The sequence below is a fragment of the Pedobacter sp. FW305-3-2-15-E-R2A2 genome (assembly GCF_038446955.1).
In the GTDB taxonomy this organism is placed as follows: domain Bacteria; phylum Bacteroidota; class Bacteroidia; order Sphingobacteriales; family Sphingobacteriaceae; genus Pedobacter.
Map to the genome: position 1 here is coordinate 2,077,553 of NZ_CP151803.1, position 16,733 is coordinate 2,094,285.

Consider the following 16,733-nt stretch of genomic DNA (forward strand, 5'->3'; position numbering starts at 1 on the left):
AAACTTTTTTAGAATTTGCTGAATATTTATATAATCAATAGTTTGATTTTTTCTAGAATTGGCATCTTTAGATGCGATTATCCTGAAGTAGTAGGTTAGGCGTCTTGGTTCTCTGAAGAATTAGAGGCAGGCAAGTAATACTTTTTTCTGAACCAGAAAGCAACGTTGACCAATGCAATAAGGGCCGGAACCTCCACTAAAGGACCGATTACACCTGCAAAAGCTTGTCCGGAGTTGATGCCAAAGACACCAATCGCTACGGCAATGGCCAGTTCGAAGTTGTTTCCGGTAGCGGTAAAGGCAATTGACGTGCTTTTGGAATAATCCGCACCAAAATATCTTCCTGCAAAGAAACTACACACAAACATCAGGACAAAATAGATGGTTAATGGAATCGCAATGCGAACTACGTCCATCGGAATCTGAACAATCAGTTCTCCCTTCAAACTAAACATGATGACAATCGTAAACAGCAGAGCGATCAGGGTGATGGGGGAGATAAAGGGGACGAACCGCTCCTGAAACCATTTTTCTCCTTTTAAGCGAATGAGGCTGTATCGGCTGATGATGCCCATGGCAAAAGGAATGCCCAGGTAAATGGCTACACTTTCTGCGATTTGCCCGATACTGATGTTTACTGCCAGTCCTTTCAATCCAAATAAAGGAGGCAGTACCGTAATGAACACATAGGCATATACGCTGTACAATAAGACCTGGAAAATGCTGTTTAACGCGATGAGTCCGGCAGCATATTCCCGGTTCCCTTCGGCCAGCTCGTTCCAGACCACTACCATGGCAATACACCTGGCCAGACCAATCAGGATCAGTCCGATCATGTATTCGGGATAATCCCTGAGGAAGGTAATGGCCAGGATAAACATAAGGACGGGGCCCACAATCCAGTTCAATACCAGCGAAGTACTCAATACTTTGCTGTCTTTAAACACTTCCCCCATCTTTTCATATTTCACTTTTGCGAGTGGTGGATACATCATCAGGATCAATCCTATGGCCAACGGGATATTGGTCGTGCCACTGGAAAAGGAATTGATCAGACCCGAAGAAGAGGGGATAAAATACCCAACACTAACGCCAATGGCCATGGCGAGAAAGATCCATAAGGTGAGGTAGCGGTCTAAAAAGCTAAGTTTCTTTCTTTCGCTTGCGGGGGAACAATGGTTTGCAGACATAGGACTAATGGAGGTTTTCGTTTACAAAGTTTTGCGCATAATGTTTGATCATTTCACGTACTTCTGCAAATTGCGCGTTGATTTCCGCTTCGGTTCCTGTAGCTTTTGCCGGATCAGGGAAGTTATAATGGAATTTAACAGCCTGGCTTGGGAAATAAGGACAGTTTTCTTTGGCGTTATCGCAGACCGTGATTACGAAATCGAAATCGATGTTCCGATATTCGTCGATGTTATTGGAGGTATGGGCAGAAATGTCCAGCCCATCTGCTTGCATCGTTGCGATGGCCTTTGGGTTTACGCCATGGGTTTCTATGCCTGCGCTGTAAATGAGGGCTTTATTTCCGGCAAAATGTCTTAAATAACCTTCTGCAATCTGACTTCGGCAACTGTTTCCAGTGCACAATACCAATACTTTTTTCATAGTGGGTTCCTGGTTTTTATAAATTAGCAATTAGCAGCATCCTGAATCCGGGCCACATACCGGACCATCAGCAGCAAGGTTGATCAATTGGATTTTAGGTTTTGATTCGCTCGCAGCAGGAGCACAACATTCTTCTCCGGTATCGGTGGTACCGCAACTGCCCCCGCGACCGATGGCTTTGCATTGTGTGGCATCAGGGATGAGGTTAACGATCAGGTTTTCGCCATCCAGGCTGATTTCTCCCGGAAACATCTGCCTGGTGTCGAATTGAGAGTTTCCAAATTCAATCTTTACCGTACCCAATGGGTTTAGGGGCAATGTTTTCTCTACGAGCTGAACGATGGACAAGGCTTTGCTCACTTGCATGGCCCTATCACTGTCTTTTTCTGAAGGTTCCCAAAGCTGAACAATGATTTCCGTCCAGGAGTTCATCACTCCGCCGCAATCTACCGATACGATAGGGGCCTGTTTGATTTCTGTGATGTGGTAAGAAGCATCTACCCATTTGTTCACTGCATATTGAAATTGCAGTGTCAGTTCCGGATGTTCCTGTAGCTTTGATTTAAAGCTTTGCCAGTTCATTAATGTGGTTGTGTTCATAATATTGCAATTTTACGATTGATATAGACAATTTTTTTTAGCAGCATTTGACTTCGCCTTTGTAAGAAGACAGGAAAGCGCCCAATTGCTTTTCCATCAATTTCCAGGTAACCGGGTTGATACAATAACATACGCTTACACCTTCGATCGTTCCCTGGATCAATCCTGCTGTTTTCAGTTCTTTTAAATGCTGGGAAATGGTGGCTTGTGCCAGACCAAGTTCTTCTACCAGGTCTCCGCAGATACAGGTGTTGGAAATCAGAATTCTTTGCAAAATGGCAATCCTGGCCGGATGTGCCATGGCTTTCAGCAGCTGTGACAACTGGTTTTGCTCGTCGGTAAAGATCTCTGATCTGGTAAGTCCCATATTGGCTTGATTAATACATTGCAATAATACGATTAATATAGAGAATTCAAAGTCATGTGATTGTTTTTTTTTAGAAATGAGCCTTTGGAGGTTATTTTGGCAGTTTTAACGCTTTTCTGTAGCGATTCTATAAGTGGGATCTTCCAGAATGTTGACTACAATTACCTCTTCTGCGTCTTTTAACAGGTTTCTGCAATCCTCACTCAGGTGAGTCAACTGTAGTTTCTTTCCTGCTTTATGGTATCGCTCTGTGAGTTTATTGAGCGCATCAATCCCCGACATATCGGCAATTCTGCTGTCTTTAAAATCAATAATTACTTCTTGTGGATCATTGGCAATATCGAATTTCTCGTTAAAATTTGCTACGGAACCGAAAAACAGCGGTCCATAGATTTCGTAATGCCTGATTCCATGGTGATCCAGGTACTTTTTAGCCCTGATTCTTTTGGCGCTTTCCCAGGCAAAGACCAATGCAGAGACAATGACACCAATCAGCACGGCTAAAGCAAGGTTGTGAAGCCAGACCGTAATTCCGGCCACAAGAATGCCAACAAATATATCCTGCCGGGGCATTTTGTTAATGATTTTGAAACTCATCCACTCGAATGTGCCAATGGCCACCATGATCATTACGCCGGTTAAAGCAGCCATAGGTACTTTTTCGATAATTGGTGCAGCAAAGAGAATGATGATCAGAATGGTTAGTGCAGCAATAATTCCCGATAAACGGGCCCTGGCACCTGCAGAAAGATTGACCAATGTTTGAGCGATCATCGGGCATCCACCCATCCCAAAGAAAACCCCGTTGAGCATGTTTGCGGTTCCCTGGGCAATGCATTCCCGGTTACTGTTTCCCTTGCTGTCGGTAATTTCGTCGACGAGATTTAAGGTCAGCAGGCCTTCAGTTAGTCCCACGGCAGCCATGATCAGGGCGTAGGGAAAGATGACCTGAAGGGTTTGCAGGTTAAAAGGCACCTCCGGAATATGGAAAGGAGGGAACCCTCCGCTAACGGAGGCAATGTCTTTAACGGTTTTGGTATCAATATTAAATCCTAAGACCAATAGAAAAACAATAATAATGGCCACCAGAGAAGCAGGTACAGCCTTTGTGAATTTTGGTAATACGACGACAATGGCAATCGTCAGGGCAACGAGTCCAAGCATAAGATACAGTGCATTGCCGCTCATCCATTGCATTTCTCCGTTCACATTGACCTTAAACTGCTCCAGCTGCGCCATAAAGATGACGATGGCGAGACCGTTTACAAAGCCAAACATGACGGGTTGAGGGACAAGGCGTACAAATTTGCCAAGTTTAAACAGACCTATGCTGATCTGAAAGATACCCGCCAGGAACACTGCAGCAAAGACATAATCGAGTCCATGTGATTTCATTAAAGCGATCAGAACGATGACGGTAGCGCCCGCACCGCCGGAGATTAAGCCAGGTCTTCCGCCAAAAATGGCCGTTACCAGTCCCATAATAAACGCGGCATATAAGCCTACCAGAGGTGGAAATCCCGCAAGAATGGCAAAGGATAGGGATTCGGGCATCATGGTCATGGCTACGGTCAGGCCAGCCAGGATTTCAATTTTATAGTTGATTTTCTGGGAAAAGTCGAAAAGTCGGAGGTAGGGTTTCATGTCTTTGCAAAGATAGGATATCGGCTTAGGATTGAGGCGTTAAATAACCGGCTTTTTATGACGCGTCATGAAATAAAAAAACGGTTGCCCTACCTGGGACAACCGTTTTTTACAGGCTTGGATTCCGGCTTAGTTGCCTGTATCCTTTTTAATTTTTAAAACGTCCTGAACCGGTTGAGATAAGCTGGAAAGGAGTTTGTATCCTGTTGCTTTCTCGATGTCACTTACCGTTACAATGTATTTTTTCCAGTCGAAATCTACCGAGTTGATGTTTGGTGTATTGATTGCGATTACCCTTGTAGAAGCGTTTATGCGCTGAACATCGCCATTTCCTTCAGGAATAATAACTGCGATTTTCCATACATAACCTGGTACCGTAACTTTTCCATTGTCAATCGTCGTGCTCATCGCTCCTGTGCTTCCTACACCACCAGCTCCATAACTACCCATAATTACATAAACCTCGTTTCCGGAAGTCACCTGAGCGCGCAGATAGCTTTCCAGTCCTTCCCAGGTTTTTTGGTTGTTATTTGGTGCCTGAGGGATCATGTTGTTCATGAAGAAGGTAGCGCCATTGGCCGCTTTGGAACTTACGCGGTCTCCGGAAGGACAGTTGTGACCTCTGTCAAAGCCAGAACCGCTATAACTGCTGTTTAATACCTTGTAGAATGCAGAAGGCAGACCTGTATAGGAAGCAAAATTATCCAGTCTTTCGGTTCCTTTAACCAGGCTCTTTGCATCTATATGCCAGCTTACCCAGTTTGGTATGCCTCTGCTGCTGCTATAAGATTGCATGTAATAACGCATGTCTAAAAGGTAGTTCTCTGGTGTAAGTGTGCTTGCATCTGAAGGGTTTCCGAGCAGGGCATTGCTATCATCTCCCGTTAGGGGCTGTGCGTCCGGTCCAACCTCAAGATCTCTGGAAGCCGGGCCTGGATTAGGGTTTTCGCCACCGTCTCCAGGGTTGGTCTCTGGTTTAGGTTTGCCTATTACGATTCCTGACTCTCCCGTTCCTTTAAAGGTGATGTCGTCGATATTTACCCTTGTTGTCGGGCTTGTCTTCCTGATCTGGAAACGTACTTTTCCTTTTACATCAATCTGGAAGGAGTCTGTTACTAAAGCAACATTGCTTTCCTGAATTTCTGCACCAACCGGGTTGAAGGTGGTACCTCCATCTGTTGACATTAATAACTGCCAGCTGGAGTTGGCGTCTTTACCAAATTTACCATGACTGATGTATAAGGTCTTTAGTCCGCTTACATCAAAATTCATGGTGATCTTACCCGTTCTTAAACGGGCACTTCTCAATCCGTTTTTTAGATCGCCGGCCTGATTGCCTACCAATGCATCGTCAAAGTCCCATACTCCGGTAATGAGTGAATCGGTTTTAACAGCATAGCTCGTTTTACGGCCATTTTCGAAATCTTCTGAAATTTTGTAGGTAGTAGGGGTGTCGTCTTTTTTTGAACAACCTGCTATCGTAAAGATAGTCAGGCAGCTGTAGATAAGTAGGTGTTTTATTCTCATAGTTTTGATATTTGTCGCAAAATAATGAGTTAAATGTTACAATAATGTTAATTTATTCAGATGTGGATAATCTTTTTTAACCTTGGCTTTGAAGGATTGGTTAATGCTATGTTAATTCTGATGCATTTGTTGATGTAATGATAATTTAACATTAAAAGCGGCTTCCTTTACCTTTGGGCTGTGAGTATTCCCGTTTTTGTATTTTATGAGCTGTTGATCAGGTTATCCGAGCTGAACCCTAATGTAGGAGATTATTTTTCGCATACCCTGTTAGAAAAAGAAGTGATTTTGCAGACGACCACTGGTCTGGTAAAGATTCCCCGAAATTTATTAAAAAAGCAATTTACAGATCCCCGGCTCATTGGGCAGTCGGAGCTTTCTGCCCTGATCAGTCATTTTAAAAAGAGTTGAGGATTAAGCAGGGACGTAATTCAGGGGTTTGATGAGGCTTGCATCGTTGATGCTTCTGTCGGCAATGTCTCTGGAAACCAGGAATCTGATCATCTGTTCCTCTGGGTAGGCGATGCAGCTTGCCAGTAATTCTTCTTCGCTTGTTTCTTTGTTCAGCCATAGTTTTTCGGTCTCCGGAGTTAAAATAACCGGCATAGACTTCCTGATTTCTCTAACCAATGGGTTGGCAGGTGTGGTGACGATACAGAAAGACTCATATCTTTCTTTTGTTTCCGGATCAATCCAGGCAGACCACAGCCCTGCCATTGCAAAGACCTGACGGTCTTTTAAGTGGAAGCGGAAAGGGTATTTCTCTGCACCAAATCTCTGCCAGATGTAGAAGCCATCGGCTAAGATCAGGCAACGTTTATTGGCAGTTACCAGTTGTTTGAATATGGGGTTGACCAGGATCTGGGAACTTCTCGCATTGCACATCGCTGATTTACGTTCTTTAAAGAAGAAGGGCACCATAGAGAAGTGCATTTTTCTGATCAGCTTGGGTTGATCGGCAGTGATGACCATTCCGGGCATGTAAATACCAATATTATAAACAGGTGTATAGGGCTCCTCAAGCTCGTAAGGGTAGTATTGCTGGAGGGTGGAAAGATCTTCGGCGAGAGAATAAGATGAAGCCATCTGTGAATTTAGTAATTTTTTGTAAAATGCAAGCCTGATTTTATTCGTGCAGGTGGAGTTTTTTGTTCAGTTCCCTGATCTCTTCCTGCATCTGGCTGACTTTCTGCAGTAAATGCCTGATGGCATCTATTCCTTCAATATTGATCTGCAGGTCGTAATGTAAATGGATATATCTATCCAGTTCGCTGAATTGTTCCTGATGGATAAACTTTTCTTCTCCGATGATGGTGAATATGATAATGCCTGACTCTTCCAGAGAAATAATAAAAGAAGGGTCTATGTCATAATTGATACAATATTCAGTGATGGTGATGAATTCTGTTTCCATGGCTGCTGGTGTTAACTCAGGTTTTGTAGTTCTTTAAACAGTTCTTTTTGTTTGTCGCTCAGTTCAGCAGGAATACGAATGGAATAAGTGATGAACATATTTCCAAATTCTCCTTCTTTTTTATAGACAGGGAATCCTTTGTTCTTTAGCCTCACCTTGGTGCCATTCTGTGTTCCTGCCGGAACTTTGAGTTTTACCTTTCCATCCAGGGTTTCTATGGTGACTTCACCTCCCAATACAGCGGTGTACAGGTCGATCTCCTGCTGGATATAAAGGTCGTTATTTAGTCTTTTAAACATAGCATCTTCTTCAATATTGATGGTGATGTAAAGGTCGCCGGCAGGGCCTCCGTTTACACCTGGGCCACCATGCCCGTTTAATTTAATGACCTGTTCGTCTGCAATACCGGCAGGTATCGTAATGCGGATATTTTTCCCGTTAACGGTTAAGGTTTGTTTGTGGGTTTTATAAGCATCCCGGAGTTTAAGCTGTAGTGAAGCCTGGTAATCCTGTCCTTTATATTTTAGGTTGTTTCTGCCTGAGCTTCTGTTTCCGCCACCGAACATGGATTCAAAGAAGTCTGAAAAGTCTCCTCCGGCACCGAAGTCGGCACCACCATATCCTCCTCCGGAAAACGGATTTTGAGTACGTCCTCTGGATTGAGACCTTTGAGATTGCTCAAACTGTTCTGAGTTTTTCCAGTTTGCGCCGTATTCGTCATATTTTTTTCTTTTATCGGGATCACTAAGCGCTTCGTTTGCTTCGTTGATTTCCTGAAATTTCTTATTCGATTCCTTATCGTTGGGGTTGAGGTCCGGATGATATTTCCTTGCTAATTTTCTGTAGGCTTTTTTTATATCGTCCTGAGAAGCCTTCTTGTCAATACCCAGAATTTTATAATAGTCGATGAATGCCATTTAATGATTGATCTGTTCTCAAATTTAAGTATTATTTTCAGATTTTCAGGCTTAATCAAATTTCATCAGATTGATTTGAGATGGTGTTGGGGATGTCTTCGTTTTCTCAATTAAAATAATAAATTTGAGCTATGTCGTCAGAAAAAAAAATTAAGGTACTTGTGGTGGGTTGCGGTAATATGGGCGCCTCCCATGCTGCAGCTTATCACGAGCTGGATGGATTTGAGATTTGCGGATTGGTATCAAGAGGAGTGAGTAAAAGCCTGTTGAATGAAAAGTTAGGTGGTGGTTATGCTTTGTTTAATGATTATGAAGCGGCCCTGGAAAGTACAAAGCCCGATGCGGTCTGTATTTCTACTTATCCGGATACGCACGAAGCTTTTGCAATAAAGGCAATGGAGCAGGGTTGTCATGTTTTTATAGAAAAGCCATTGGCGGATAGTATGGAAGCCGCACAGCGGGTGGCAGATGCCGCTAAAAAATATGATAAGAAGTTATTGGTAGGTTATATTTTGCGGTATCATCCTTCCTGGAAACGGTTTATTGAGTTGTCGCAGGACATGGGAAAGCCTTTGGTGATGCGCATGAACCTGAACCAGCAAAGCCAGGGTGCTAAATGGATGGTGCATCGGAATTTGATGAAGAGCCTGAGTCCGATTGTGGATTGCGGGGTGCATTATATTGATGTGATGTGTCAGATGACGGGATCGAAACCGGTACAGGTGACTGCGATTGGTGCGCGTTTAACGGAGGATATTCCTGAGGGTAATTATAATTACGGGCAATTACAGATTCGTTTTGAAGATGGTTCCGTGGGTTGGTATGAATCTGGCTGGGGACCGATGATTAGTGAAACTGCATTTTTTGTGAAAGATGTGATTGGGCCGAAAGGTTCCGTTTCGATTGTTGCAAAGGAAGCCGGAGCGGCGGGGAAATCTGACCTGATTGATGCACATACCAAGACAGAGTCTATTAAAGTTCATTATGCAGCGTTGGATGAGCACAGCCAGTTTTTAAGACCGGACGAGTGGATTGATCTGAGCGACGAGCCTGATCATCAGGAGCTTTGTAGTAGGGAGCAGCGCCATTTCCTGAGGGCAATATTGGAGGACCTGGACCTCAGTGGCCCTACACAAGATGCACTCAATAGTTTGAATGTTGCTTTTGCCAGTGATGAGTCTGTAAGGACTGGTGCGGTAGTGAAGATCGAATAACGGTATTATTTCTTATTGTCTTAAAGAAGCCAGCAAGTGATTGCTGGCTTTTTTTTGTCACATAAAATTATGTTTAATCAAATTTTTGCTTAGTGTATATTATTATTAAATAATTTTTTGTTTTGTTGGTATAAAAGTGCTTTTTATGGGCTTTTTATCAATAAAATATATTTTTTTAATTTGCACTTAGTGTATTTATTTTTTTATACGTTTGTTTTCGGAAGGCGCTGAAAGCCATGTTTGTGGTGTTTGTCGGGGCTTCTATTTGCGATAATAATTCATAATATCTTGTGCTCTTATAAACTAATCTATAGGGTTTTTTTTGAACGGCAAATCTTTGTGGATTTACATCACAGATTTTAATTAATCAATTGAATTATTAACCTATTGAAATTTTTTATGAGACATTTCAGGATATCACCATCCATTACCAACCGGAAAACGGATTCACTGGAGCGGTATTTAAATGAAATTGGAAAGATTGATTTGTTGAGCCCGGATGAAGAACTTGAGCTTGCTAAAAGAATTAATGCCGGAGATCGCGCTGCTGCTGATAAGCTGATCAAGGCAAACCTGCGTTTCGTGGTGTCTGTGGCGAAAGGTTACCAGGACCATGGCTTAAGGCTTTCTGATCTGATTAGTGAGGGCAATAAGGGGTTGATTAAAGCGAGCGGGAGGTTTGATGGGACCAAAGGCTTTAAATTCATCTCTTTTGCCGTGTGGTGGATTCGCCAGAGCATTATGGCATCCATTTCGGATAACAGGCGCATTGTACGTTTGCCGGGAAACCAGGTTGTAGGAATTACGAAAGCTTATAGGGCGGCCGAAGTGTTGGAACAGAGACTGGGGCGTTTTCCTACTGCGGAAGAAATTGCGGAGGAGATGGGAGTTTCCGACGAGCAGGCTATGGATTTTCTTTCTCATGCGCCATTGTCGCAATCTTTGGATGCATTGCTTAGCGAGGATGGTGAAACTACGGTAAAAGACCTGATTCCGAATGAAAATACACCAGCTGCGGATCATCAGTTATGGCAGGAGTCACTGGCTGTAGATATGCGTCGTTTTTTAACGATCGTGTCGGAAAGGGAACGTAAGATCATCTATTACTATTATGGTTTGGATGGCTATCCTCAGACCACGCTTGATGATATGGTCTCTATCTTTAAACTGAGTAAGGAGCGTATCCGTCAATTGAAAGATAAAGCGATAAAAACCTTACAAAGAAGCTCAAAATCGGCGCTTCTACGGGAGTATTTGTACTAAAAACATGGCAATGATGCCTTATTTTAGGCCCTCAGGTAATTTTTTTGAAAATATATTTGTGCTGTTTTGTTTATCTATTTGCTTGTTTTATTTAAACGAAACAGGCCTTTTAAGGGGCTTTTTATAGGAAAATGGGCTTTTTGAATAAAAAAAGAGTCTTATCCATAAATATTCATTTGGTGGAAATCCAATAATTATTAACTTTAAAGCGTTATATCATATATTTAAAATCTTAAACGAAAGAAAAACATGGAAAAATTCTCGAAACTTAAAGAACTTATTGCAAGCGTTGAAGCTGATGCAGACAAATTTTATAATTCAGGAAACGGTGCTGCTGGTACAAGAGTACGTAAAGCAATGCAGGATTTAAAAGGCCTTGCTCAGGACATCCGTACTGAAGTAACTGAGAAAAAAAACACAAAGTAATCTACTTTAAATGTCAAGAGAAAGGCCTGCAATTTGCGGGCCTTTCTTGTTTATCACTATTCAGGATTTTATTTTATAATTTTAGGGCCCCGGCCTTATGAATCCTTTAGAGCAACAGCCCCAGCGCAAGATTATACACATCGATATGGATTCATTCTATGCGTCTGTGGAGCAAAGAGACAACCCTTCCCTTCGGGGGAAACCTGTAGCCGTTGGCGGAGGACCGGAAGGGCGTGGAGGTGTGGTTGCTACGGCCAGTTATGAAGCGAGGGCTTTTGGCGTTCATTCCGCGATGTCTTCAAAAAGAGCGCAACAGCTCTGTCCTCATCTCTTATTCGTTTACCCAAGATTTGCAGTGTATAAAGATGTTTCCCGAAAAATCAGGGAGATCTTTAGCCGATATACCGATTTGATCGAACCTTTGTCGCTGGATGAAGCCTATCTGGATGTGAGTAATGATAAATTAGGTATTGGATCGGCTATAGATATCGCCAAAGAAATCAAGGCAGCGATTAAAAGCGAGCTGAACCTGACCGCCTCTGCTGGTGTATCGATAAATAAGTTTGTAGCCAAGGTGGCTTCCAATATGAATAAACCGGATGGCCTTACCTTTATCGGGCCCTCGAAAGTAGAACGCTTTATCGGGCAGCTGCCTGTAGAAAAATTCCATGGAGTAGGGAAGGTGACTGCCGAAAAGATGAAAATCAGGGGTTTACACACCGGCGCTGACCTGAAGAAATTAACCGAAGCAGAACTTGTTCACCTGTTTGGGAAGAGTGGCCGGTTTTTTTATAAGATCGTAAGGGGAATTGATCAGCGGAAAGTAGAGCCCAACCAGGAAACCAAATCCATCGGCGCTGAAGATACTTTTTCTTACGACCTCGAGACCTTGTCGGAAATGAATCCTGAACTGGAAAGAATCGCGCTGATCGTATTTCAAAGGGTGAGTCTTTATAAGCTCTATGGGAGGACCTTGACGATAAAAATTAAATTCAGTGATTTTAAGCAGATTACCAGGAGTAAGTCTTTTACGGAAGAGATCAGAACGATAGCTATGGTGAATGAGGTTTCTCAATCCTTATTGGCTGCGGTAGATCTGGAAGGAAAGAAGGTCCGGCTCCTGGGGGTTTCCATTTCCAACTTTGCACTGGCTGCCGATCAGGGAATGTTATACCAACCCAGACTCTTTCCATAGCTTCAGCAGCTCTGGAAATGCCGGTTTTGTAAGGAGGTGGTTTCCAGATTCATAGGTGAGAATGACTTTCTCTAAATAATGTTGCCTGCTATTTAACTTATGCCATAAATCTCCGGTAAGAAGGTTTGTTTTTGGGTTATTTATGTAAATTGAGCAAGCGTCTAAAGAATAATATATATCCTATGCGATCCTTAGCTGATCTATCTAACAATTATCTGAAGGAGTCTGACCTGGCTTTTTTTAATAAGCTTTTGCAGTTTCAGAATGCTTTTTATTTAACGGAGCATAAAGAAGAGGTGTTGACACAGTTGCTTCATGAATTGTGCGAGGTTACGAAAAGCAATTGTGCCGGATTGATCAATAATAAAAACAGGTTAGCAGATATTTTTGTAAACGACGGTCAGGTTGGTCTTTTGCATGCTACCTTTCAAAATACGCGTGCTACTGCCGGAAAAAATTACCAGATTAAAAAAATTGGAGGACAAAGCATGCTGATCTGCAGTATTAGAGATGCAGATGGAATTCTTGGCTTGTTATACCTTATTCGTTCGGGGAGCGCCTTTACCGCGGAGGATTATGCAGGTGTAAAATCAGCAATACCTGTGATCAATGGGATGCTGGCTTTTATTAACCTATCTGATAAGACCGCTCCGGAGCTTGCGCTTCAATTGAGAAAAACCGCGAGCTTACAATCGCTGATAGAATCGCTTGATGATATTATTCTGGAGCTGGACGAACATACTGTTATTAAAAAAGTCTGGGTAAAGGATAAGACCAAGCTTTTTATGCCACCGGAACTCTTTATCGACAAAACTTTAACAGAGGTAATGGGTGGCTTTGCCTATGTTTTTATCGAATGTATACAAACCTTGCTCATCTCAGGAGAACGACAGGAATGTGTTTATCCTGATTTTGATCTGAATAAAGATTTGTGGTACTGCGCAAAATTCCAGAAGATTGATGTAGGAAATGAGGGAGTGAGGGTCATCTGTGTGATCGAAGACATTACCTCCAAAAAGCTGATGAGCGATCAGCTGCAACAAAACACAGTAGAGCTGAAAAGGATCAATAATTTACTTGACATTGGTTTGGATATCTCTAAGATGGGGGGCTGGGAATATCACCTGCTCAGTAGAGATCTCTTTGTCACGCGGCAAATCAACGACATCAAGGACCTGAGTCATGACGTCGTCCTGGACTATAAAACTGTATTTGATTATTTTGACCATTCCAATAAAATAATTTTACTGAATGTGCTTAGCGAGGCTTTTAAAGGGTCAGTGCCCTTTGATATTGAGCTGGAGCTGACTTCTGCTACTCAGCAAAAGAAATGGGTCAGACTTGCAGGAGTTCCGGTTTTTGAAAACGAAACCGTGCAGTCGTTCCGGGGGATTTTAAAAGACATTACACATAACAGGAAAAATCAGGAGGAGCTGATTGCGGCTAAAAATCTGGCTGAGCAGATTGCAAGGAAGAGAACAGAGATTCTTTCTATTATGAGCCATGAAATACGAACACCACTGAATGGGATTATCGGGATTTGTAACCTATTGGATCAGAAGGATTTTCCTGACCCTCAAACCAGGGAGTATGTTAGTCACCTGAGTTTTTCTTCCAACCATTTGCTAAATCTTGTGAATGATATCCTGGATCTGGAAAAGATTGAGAATAAAAAAATGGAACTCAATGAAGTTGAGGGGGACCTTAGCGCTTTGGTAGGTAACATCATTAAGCAGTTTGATTCACTGGCCGAGGTGAAAGGTCTGGAACTGAAGTTTCATGCAGATAAAGGGATTCCTTCCACTATTATTTTTGATGAACTGCGCCTCGGAAGAATCCTGAATAACCTGATTGGGAACGCGATTAAATTTACTGAAAAAGGTGAAGTTGTGGTGAGTCTGACTACCGTAAGTAAAAAAGAGGAGGTTGTGAGGGTGCGTTTTAAGGTTGAGGATACGGGGATAGGGATCCCGGACCACCTTCATAACCTGGTGTTTGATAAGTTCCATCAGGTTCAGCAGGCGAGCCACAGGCAACAGCAGGGAACAGGATTGGGCTTGAGCATCACCAAAGGCCTGGTGAGTCTGTTTAAGAGCGAAATCATCCTGCGAAGCAGAATGGATGAAGGAACGGTGTTTGAGTTCGAAATCGACTTTAAAATTGTCAAAGGACCGGAACTGAGGAAAGTATTTAAAGGAGAAGGACAGGTCCGCAATATCTTGCCTGGATTAAAGCTGTTGATTGTGGATGATAACCCGGTTAACCTGCTGGTCGCAAGGCGTCAACTGGTGAATTTTGGGATCGATGCGGAACAGGCTGATAATGGATATACTGCATTGGAGATGCTTAAAGAGAAAGAATTTGACATTATCTTAATCGATCTGCACATGCCTGGAATGGATGGATATCAGTTGGCAAGACAGGTGCAGATAGACCATCCGGCGACGAAAGTGGTCATCTTTACTGCGGATATCCTGGAGGAAGTGAGAATGAGGTTAACGGAGATGGGGATTTTATACGTTTTATCCAAACCCTTTAATCCTGATGAAATGCACGGTTTGCTGCTGGAAGTAATCAATAATAACGCCTAATGCTTATTTCATGTCATTCCACTCGGAAAGGCTAACCAGGATCGGTTGTAAGGCTTTTCCTTTCTCAGACAAATGATAATCTACCCGTACCGGGACTTCCGCAATGATCTCTTTATATAGCAGGCCATCTCTCTCCATCTCTTTGAGCTGTTTACCCAGAGTCTGATCTGAGATTCCTGGTAATACTGTCTTTAACAGACTGAAGCGGTTTACGCCTTCCGAGATGTGAATGAGGATCAGTGCTTTCCATCTTCCGGAAATTGCATCCAGAGCCGCATTAATCCGGCATGACTGAAGCAGAAAGGCTTTGTTGACTGCATTTGAGGAGTTTTCTTTGATCATAGGGCTACTCATTTTTTTATGAGTTACTTCCAAAAAAGGGAGTGATGAATAATTGTTTTTTTGTCCCGTAGGTTTGTATCGGTGCTATTCACAAATATAAAACTAAAGTTAAAATGAAAGCAATTGTATTAGAAGGTTTCGGTGATGTGGATCATTTTCATCTGGCTGAGATAGAAAATCCTGTTCCAAAAGCAGAAGAGGTATTGATCAGGATTGAAGCGGCAGCATTTAATCCGATAGATTATCAAATGAGACAAGGGCGACGGGAGAAACAACTCATGACTTCTTCCATCCAGGGGAGGGAAATGTCTGGAGTGATTGTGGCTGTTGGGAGCCAGGTAGCTGGTTTTCTGCCTGGTGATGAAGTGATGGCGGCTTCAGGAAGTAAAGGATCAAATGGAAGTTATGCAGAATATATGGCTATAAACCCGATAATGATCGCACATAAACCTTCCAATATCAGTTTTGAAGAAGCTGCGGCAATTCCTTCTGCGGGATTAACAGCCTGGCAATGTTTTAAGCGAATGAATATACAAGCGGAACAAAGGGTTTTTATTACCGGAGGCTCCGGGGCGGTGGGAAGCTTTCTGATTCGCATTCTGAAATACCATGGCATCCATCAGATCATCAGTACTGCCGGAAGCCAGAAAAGTACGGAAGCTTTATGGGCGCTGGGCCTGGATGAAAGTCAGGTGATCGATTACAGAAATACAGACCTTACTGCGGAACTCATTACAGCGAATGAAGGGCTGTTATTTGATTTTGTGGTGGAGATTGTTGGAGGGGAGATCTCGGAAGTCGCCGCGGAAGTGCTGAAAGTAAATGGTACCTATCTTGATGTGACCTTTTTAGGTACAGAACGAACAAGAGGTTTACTCTTTGATAAGGGCTGTGTAGTGATAAATATTTCCAATTATGCACATGCTTTAGGCAATAATCTGGGCTATTACAGGGAAGCGTTGAATCAGGTTGCCGCCTTGATTGAAGCTGGTGAAATTAGTCCCCCGGCAATACATGTTGTTGGGGAACTTAGTGTAAAAACGGTACAGGAAGCCCATCTGCTAATGGAAAATAACCAGGGACAGGGTCGGAAAAGCGTGATGAAAGTCAGTTAATCTAACATGGATTTACTGGCTTTAATGTTCAGTTGTTTACATAAATCCATAATCCTTTCTGTATCTGCCCGGCTGATGATCAGGCCCTGAAGATTGTCGCCATAGCTGTCGCCAAATGAAATCAACTGGTAGCCCGGAGGTGTTCCCTTTAGCAGTTTATCCAGCCATATAAAATAGTCGGGGGTGGTAGGGAACTGACCGTAAGGGAAATCAGGCATGGGTGCTTCAGGGAATACTTCCTGAATTTGTTCATGTAATTCGTCTATCTTATCACAGACAACGAAAACATCAAACAATTCATTAAAGATCACCCAGGCGGTGATCCCTTCAGGATCTACCTCAAGTAGCCAGGCCATTTCGGCGCCTTCATCCGAATCAATGTAGGCTTCGGGGTCATTGTAAGCGAAGGTTGCTGTTTCTGAAATTTCGTCGATGTCCTCTTCATGCCATCTGTTATTTGCAAGGAGGGTAATGAGTTCTTTAATTAAATCCTGATTGTTTTCCATT

At 42.8% G+C, this 16,733-nt stretch carries 18 protein-coding genes; 7 read left to right on the forward strand and 11 right to left on the reverse strand.

What is annotated here, in order from left to right; genetic code table 11:
• Window positions 1-95: 95 nt before the first annotated feature.
• From arsB to AAFF35_RS08625, 6 genes are all read right to left on the reverse strand, one after another.
• Window positions 96-1,190, reverse strand: coding sequence for an ACR3 family arsenite efflux transporter (gene arsB / locus AAFF35_RS08600; protein ID WP_342332026.1), 1,095 nt, complete (start codon window positions 1,188-1,190; stop codon window positions 96-98).
• 4 nt (window positions 1,191-1,194) lie between these two features.
• Window positions 1,195-1,611: an arsenate reductase ArsC gene (locus AAFF35_RS08605; protein WP_342332027.1), complete on the reverse strand. Its 417-nt coding sequence runs from the start codon at window positions 1,609-1,611 to the stop codon at window positions 1,195-1,197.
• 30 nt (window positions 1,612-1,641) lie between these two features.
• Window positions 1,642-2,211 (reverse strand): DUF6428 family protein, encoded by a 570-nt coding sequence (locus AAFF35_RS08610; protein ID WP_342332028.1) that lies wholly within the window; start codon window positions 2,209-2,211, stop codon window positions 1,642-1,644.
• A gap of 37 nt (window positions 2,212-2,248) precedes the next feature.
• A complete protein-coding gene (locus tag AAFF35_RS08615) occupies window positions 2,249-2,578 on the reverse strand; it encodes a metalloregulator ArsR/SmtB family transcription factor (RefSeq protein WP_342332029.1) in 330 nt (109 codons plus the stop codon).
• Between the two features lie 105 nt (window positions 2,579-2,683).
• On the reverse strand, window positions 2,684-4,222 hold the full coding sequence (locus AAFF35_RS08620; RefSeq protein ID WP_342332031.1) for a SulP family inorganic anion transporter: 1,539 nt from the start codon (window positions 4,220-4,222) through the stop codon (window positions 2,684-2,686).
• A gap of 129 nt (window positions 4,223-4,351) precedes the next feature.
• A complete protein-coding gene (locus tag AAFF35_RS08625) occupies window positions 4,352-5,749 on the reverse strand; it encodes a DNA/RNA non-specific endonuclease (protein ID WP_342332032.1) in 1,398 nt (465 codons plus the stop codon).
• A 180-nt stretch (window positions 5,750-5,929) separates the two neighbouring features.
• Between AAFF35_RS08625 and AAFF35_RS08630 the strand changes: the two genes are divergently transcribed.
• The gene (locus AAFF35_RS08630) at window positions 5,930-6,160 is read left to right on the forward strand and encodes a hypothetical protein (protein WP_342332033.1); all 231 of its coding nucleotides are present in this window, start codon (window positions 5,930-5,932) and stop codon (window positions 6,158-6,160) included.
• Window positions 6,161-6,163: 3 nt separating this feature from the next.
• On the opposite strand, the gene AAFF35_RS08635 is transcribed toward AAFF35_RS08630, so the two are convergent.
• From AAFF35_RS08635 to AAFF35_RS08645, 3 genes are read right to left on the reverse strand one after another with little or no spacing between them, the layout of a single operon-like run.
• Window positions 6,164-6,835 (reverse strand): SOS response-associated peptidase, encoded by a 672-nt coding sequence (locus AAFF35_RS08635; protein ID WP_342332034.1) that lies wholly within the window; start codon window positions 6,833-6,835, stop codon window positions 6,164-6,166.
• A gap of 40 nt (window positions 6,836-6,875) precedes the next feature.
• Window positions 6,876-7,163 carry a chaperone modulator CbpM gene (locus tag AAFF35_RS08640; RefSeq protein WP_342332035.1) on the reverse strand — a complete coding sequence of 96 codons (288 nt, stop codon included), beginning with the start codon at window positions 7,161-7,163 and terminating at the stop codon, window positions 6,876-6,878.
• Window positions 7,164-7,174: 11 nt separating this feature from the next.
• Entirely contained in the window at window positions 7,175-8,080 is a 906-nt protein-coding gene (locus tag AAFF35_RS08645; protein ID WP_342332036.1) for a J domain-containing protein, read from the reverse strand.
• Between the two features lie 131 nt (window positions 8,081-8,211).
• Between AAFF35_RS08645 and AAFF35_RS08650 the strand changes: the two genes are divergently transcribed.
• The 5 genes from AAFF35_RS08650 (at window position 8,212) to AAFF35_RS08670 (ending at window position 14,769) form a co-directional block, all read left to right on the forward strand.
• Window positions 8,212-9,294 (forward strand): Gfo/Idh/MocA family oxidoreductase, encoded by a 1,083-nt coding sequence (locus AAFF35_RS08650; RefSeq protein ID WP_342332037.1) that lies wholly within the window; start codon window positions 8,212-8,214, stop codon window positions 9,292-9,294.
• A 399-nt stretch (window positions 9,295-9,693) separates the two neighbouring features.
• Window positions 9,694-10,557, forward strand: coding sequence for an RNA polymerase sigma factor RpoD/SigA (locus AAFF35_RS08655; protein WP_342332038.1), 864 nt, complete (start codon window positions 9,694-9,696; stop codon window positions 10,555-10,557).
• Between the two features lie 249 nt (window positions 10,558-10,806).
• On the forward strand, window positions 10,807-10,983 hold the full coding sequence (locus AAFF35_RS08660; protein WP_062547595.1) for a hypothetical protein: 177 nt from the start codon (window positions 10,807-10,809) through the stop codon (window positions 10,981-10,983).
• A 145-nt stretch (window positions 10,984-11,128) separates the two neighbouring features.
• Window positions 11,129-12,178 (forward strand): DNA polymerase IV, encoded by a 1,050-nt coding sequence (gene dinB / locus AAFF35_RS08665; protein ID WP_342332039.1) that lies wholly within the window; start codon window positions 11,129-11,131, stop codon window positions 12,176-12,178.
• A gap of 182 nt (window positions 12,179-12,360) precedes the next feature.
• A complete protein-coding gene (locus tag AAFF35_RS08670; RefSeq protein WP_342332040.1) occupies window positions 12,361-14,769 on the forward strand; it encodes an ATP-binding protein in 2,409 nt (802 codons plus the stop codon).
• Window positions 14,770-14,772: 3 nt separating this feature from the next.
• Here AAFF35_RS08670 and AAFF35_RS08675 read toward each other — a convergent pair whose 3' ends face one another.
• Window positions 14,773-15,111, reverse strand: coding sequence for a helix-turn-helix domain-containing protein (locus AAFF35_RS08675; RefSeq protein ID WP_342332041.1), 339 nt, complete (start codon window positions 15,109-15,111; stop codon window positions 14,773-14,775).
• Window positions 15,112-15,224: 113 nt separating this feature from the next.
• On the opposite strand from AAFF35_RS08675, the gene AAFF35_RS08680 reads away from it, so the two are divergent.
• Window positions 15,225-16,226, forward strand: coding sequence for an NADP-dependent oxidoreductase (locus AAFF35_RS08680; RefSeq protein ID WP_342332042.1), 1,002 nt, complete (start codon window positions 15,225-15,227; stop codon window positions 16,224-16,226).
• Here AAFF35_RS08680 and AAFF35_RS08685 read toward each other — a convergent pair.
• Window positions 16,223-16,732, reverse strand: a complete 510-nt coding sequence (locus tag AAFF35_RS08685; RefSeq protein ID WP_342332043.1) for a hypothetical protein — start codon at window positions 16,730-16,732, stop codon at window positions 16,223-16,225. The two genes, AAFF35_RS08680 and AAFF35_RS08685, sit on opposite strands and share 4 nt — an antisense overlap.
• Window position 16,733: the final 1 nt, after the last annotated feature.

What these genes read in the sequence shown, in the direction of transcription:
- AAFF35_RS08680 (WP_342332042.1), top strand. Translation starts at nt 15,225, where the DNA reads ATGAAAGCAATTGTATTAGAAGGTTTCGGTGATGTGGATCATTTTCAT.
- AAFF35_RS08660 (WP_062547595.1), top strand. Translation starts at nt 10,807, where the DNA reads ATGGAAAAATTCTCGAAACTTAAAGAACTTATTGCAAGCGTTGAAGCT.
- AAFF35_RS08620 (WP_342332031.1), bottom strand. Translation starts at nt 4,222, where the DNA reads ATGAAACCCTACCTCCGACTTTTCGACTTTTCCCAGAAAATCAACTAT.
- AAFF35_RS08645 (WP_342332036.1), bottom strand. Translation starts at nt 8,080, where the DNA reads ATGGCATTCATCGACTATTATAAAATTCTGGGTATTGACAAGAAGGCT.
- AAFF35_RS08650 (WP_342332037.1), top strand. Translation starts at nt 8,212, where the DNA reads ATGTCGTCAGAAAAAAAAATTAAGGTACTTGTGGTGGGTTGCGGTAAT.
- AAFF35_RS08615 (WP_342332029.1), bottom strand. Translation starts at nt 2,578, where the DNA reads ATGGGACTTACCAGATCAGAGATCTTTACCGACGAGCAAAACCAGTTG.
- AAFF35_RS08675 (WP_342332041.1), bottom strand. Translation starts at nt 15,111, where the DNA reads ATGATCAAAGAAAACTCCTCAAATGCAGTCAACAAAGCCTTTCTGCTT.
- AAFF35_RS08670 (WP_342332040.1), top strand. Translation starts at nt 12,361, where the DNA reads ATGCGATCCTTAGCTGATCTATCTAACAATTATCTGAAGGAGTCTGAC.
- AAFF35_RS08685 (WP_342332043.1), bottom strand. Translation starts at nt 16,732, where the DNA reads ATGGAAAACAATCAGGATTTAATTAAAGAACTCATTACCCTCCTTGCA.
- arsB (WP_342332026.1), bottom strand. Translation starts at nt 1,190, where the DNA reads ATGTCTGCAAACCATTGTTCCCCCGCAAGCGAAAGAAAGAAACTTAGC.
- AAFF35_RS08625 (WP_342332032.1), bottom strand. Translation starts at nt 5,749, where the DNA reads ATGAGAATAAAACACCTACTTATCTACAGCTGCCTGACTATCTTTACG.
- AAFF35_RS08640 (WP_342332035.1), bottom strand. Translation starts at nt 7,163, where the DNA reads ATGGAAACAGAATTCATCACCATCACTGAATATTGTATCAATTATGAC.
- AAFF35_RS08610 (WP_342332028.1), bottom strand. Translation starts at nt 2,211, where the DNA reads ATGAACACAACCACATTAATGAACTGGCAAAGCTTTAAATCAAAGCTA.
- dinB (WP_342332039.1), top strand. Translation starts at nt 11,129, where the DNA reads ATGGATTCATTCTATGCGTCTGTGGAGCAAAGAGACAACCCTTCCCTT.
- AAFF35_RS08635 (WP_342332034.1), bottom strand. Translation starts at nt 6,835, where the DNA reads ATGGCTTCATCTTATTCTCTCGCCGAAGATCTTTCCACCCTCCAGCAA.
- AAFF35_RS08605 (WP_342332027.1), bottom strand. Translation starts at nt 1,611, where the DNA reads ATGAAAAAAGTATTGGTATTGTGCACTGGAAACAGTTGCCGAAGTCAG.
- AAFF35_RS08655 (WP_342332038.1), top strand. Translation starts at nt 9,694, where the DNA reads ATGAGACATTTCAGGATATCACCATCCATTACCAACCGGAAAACGGAT.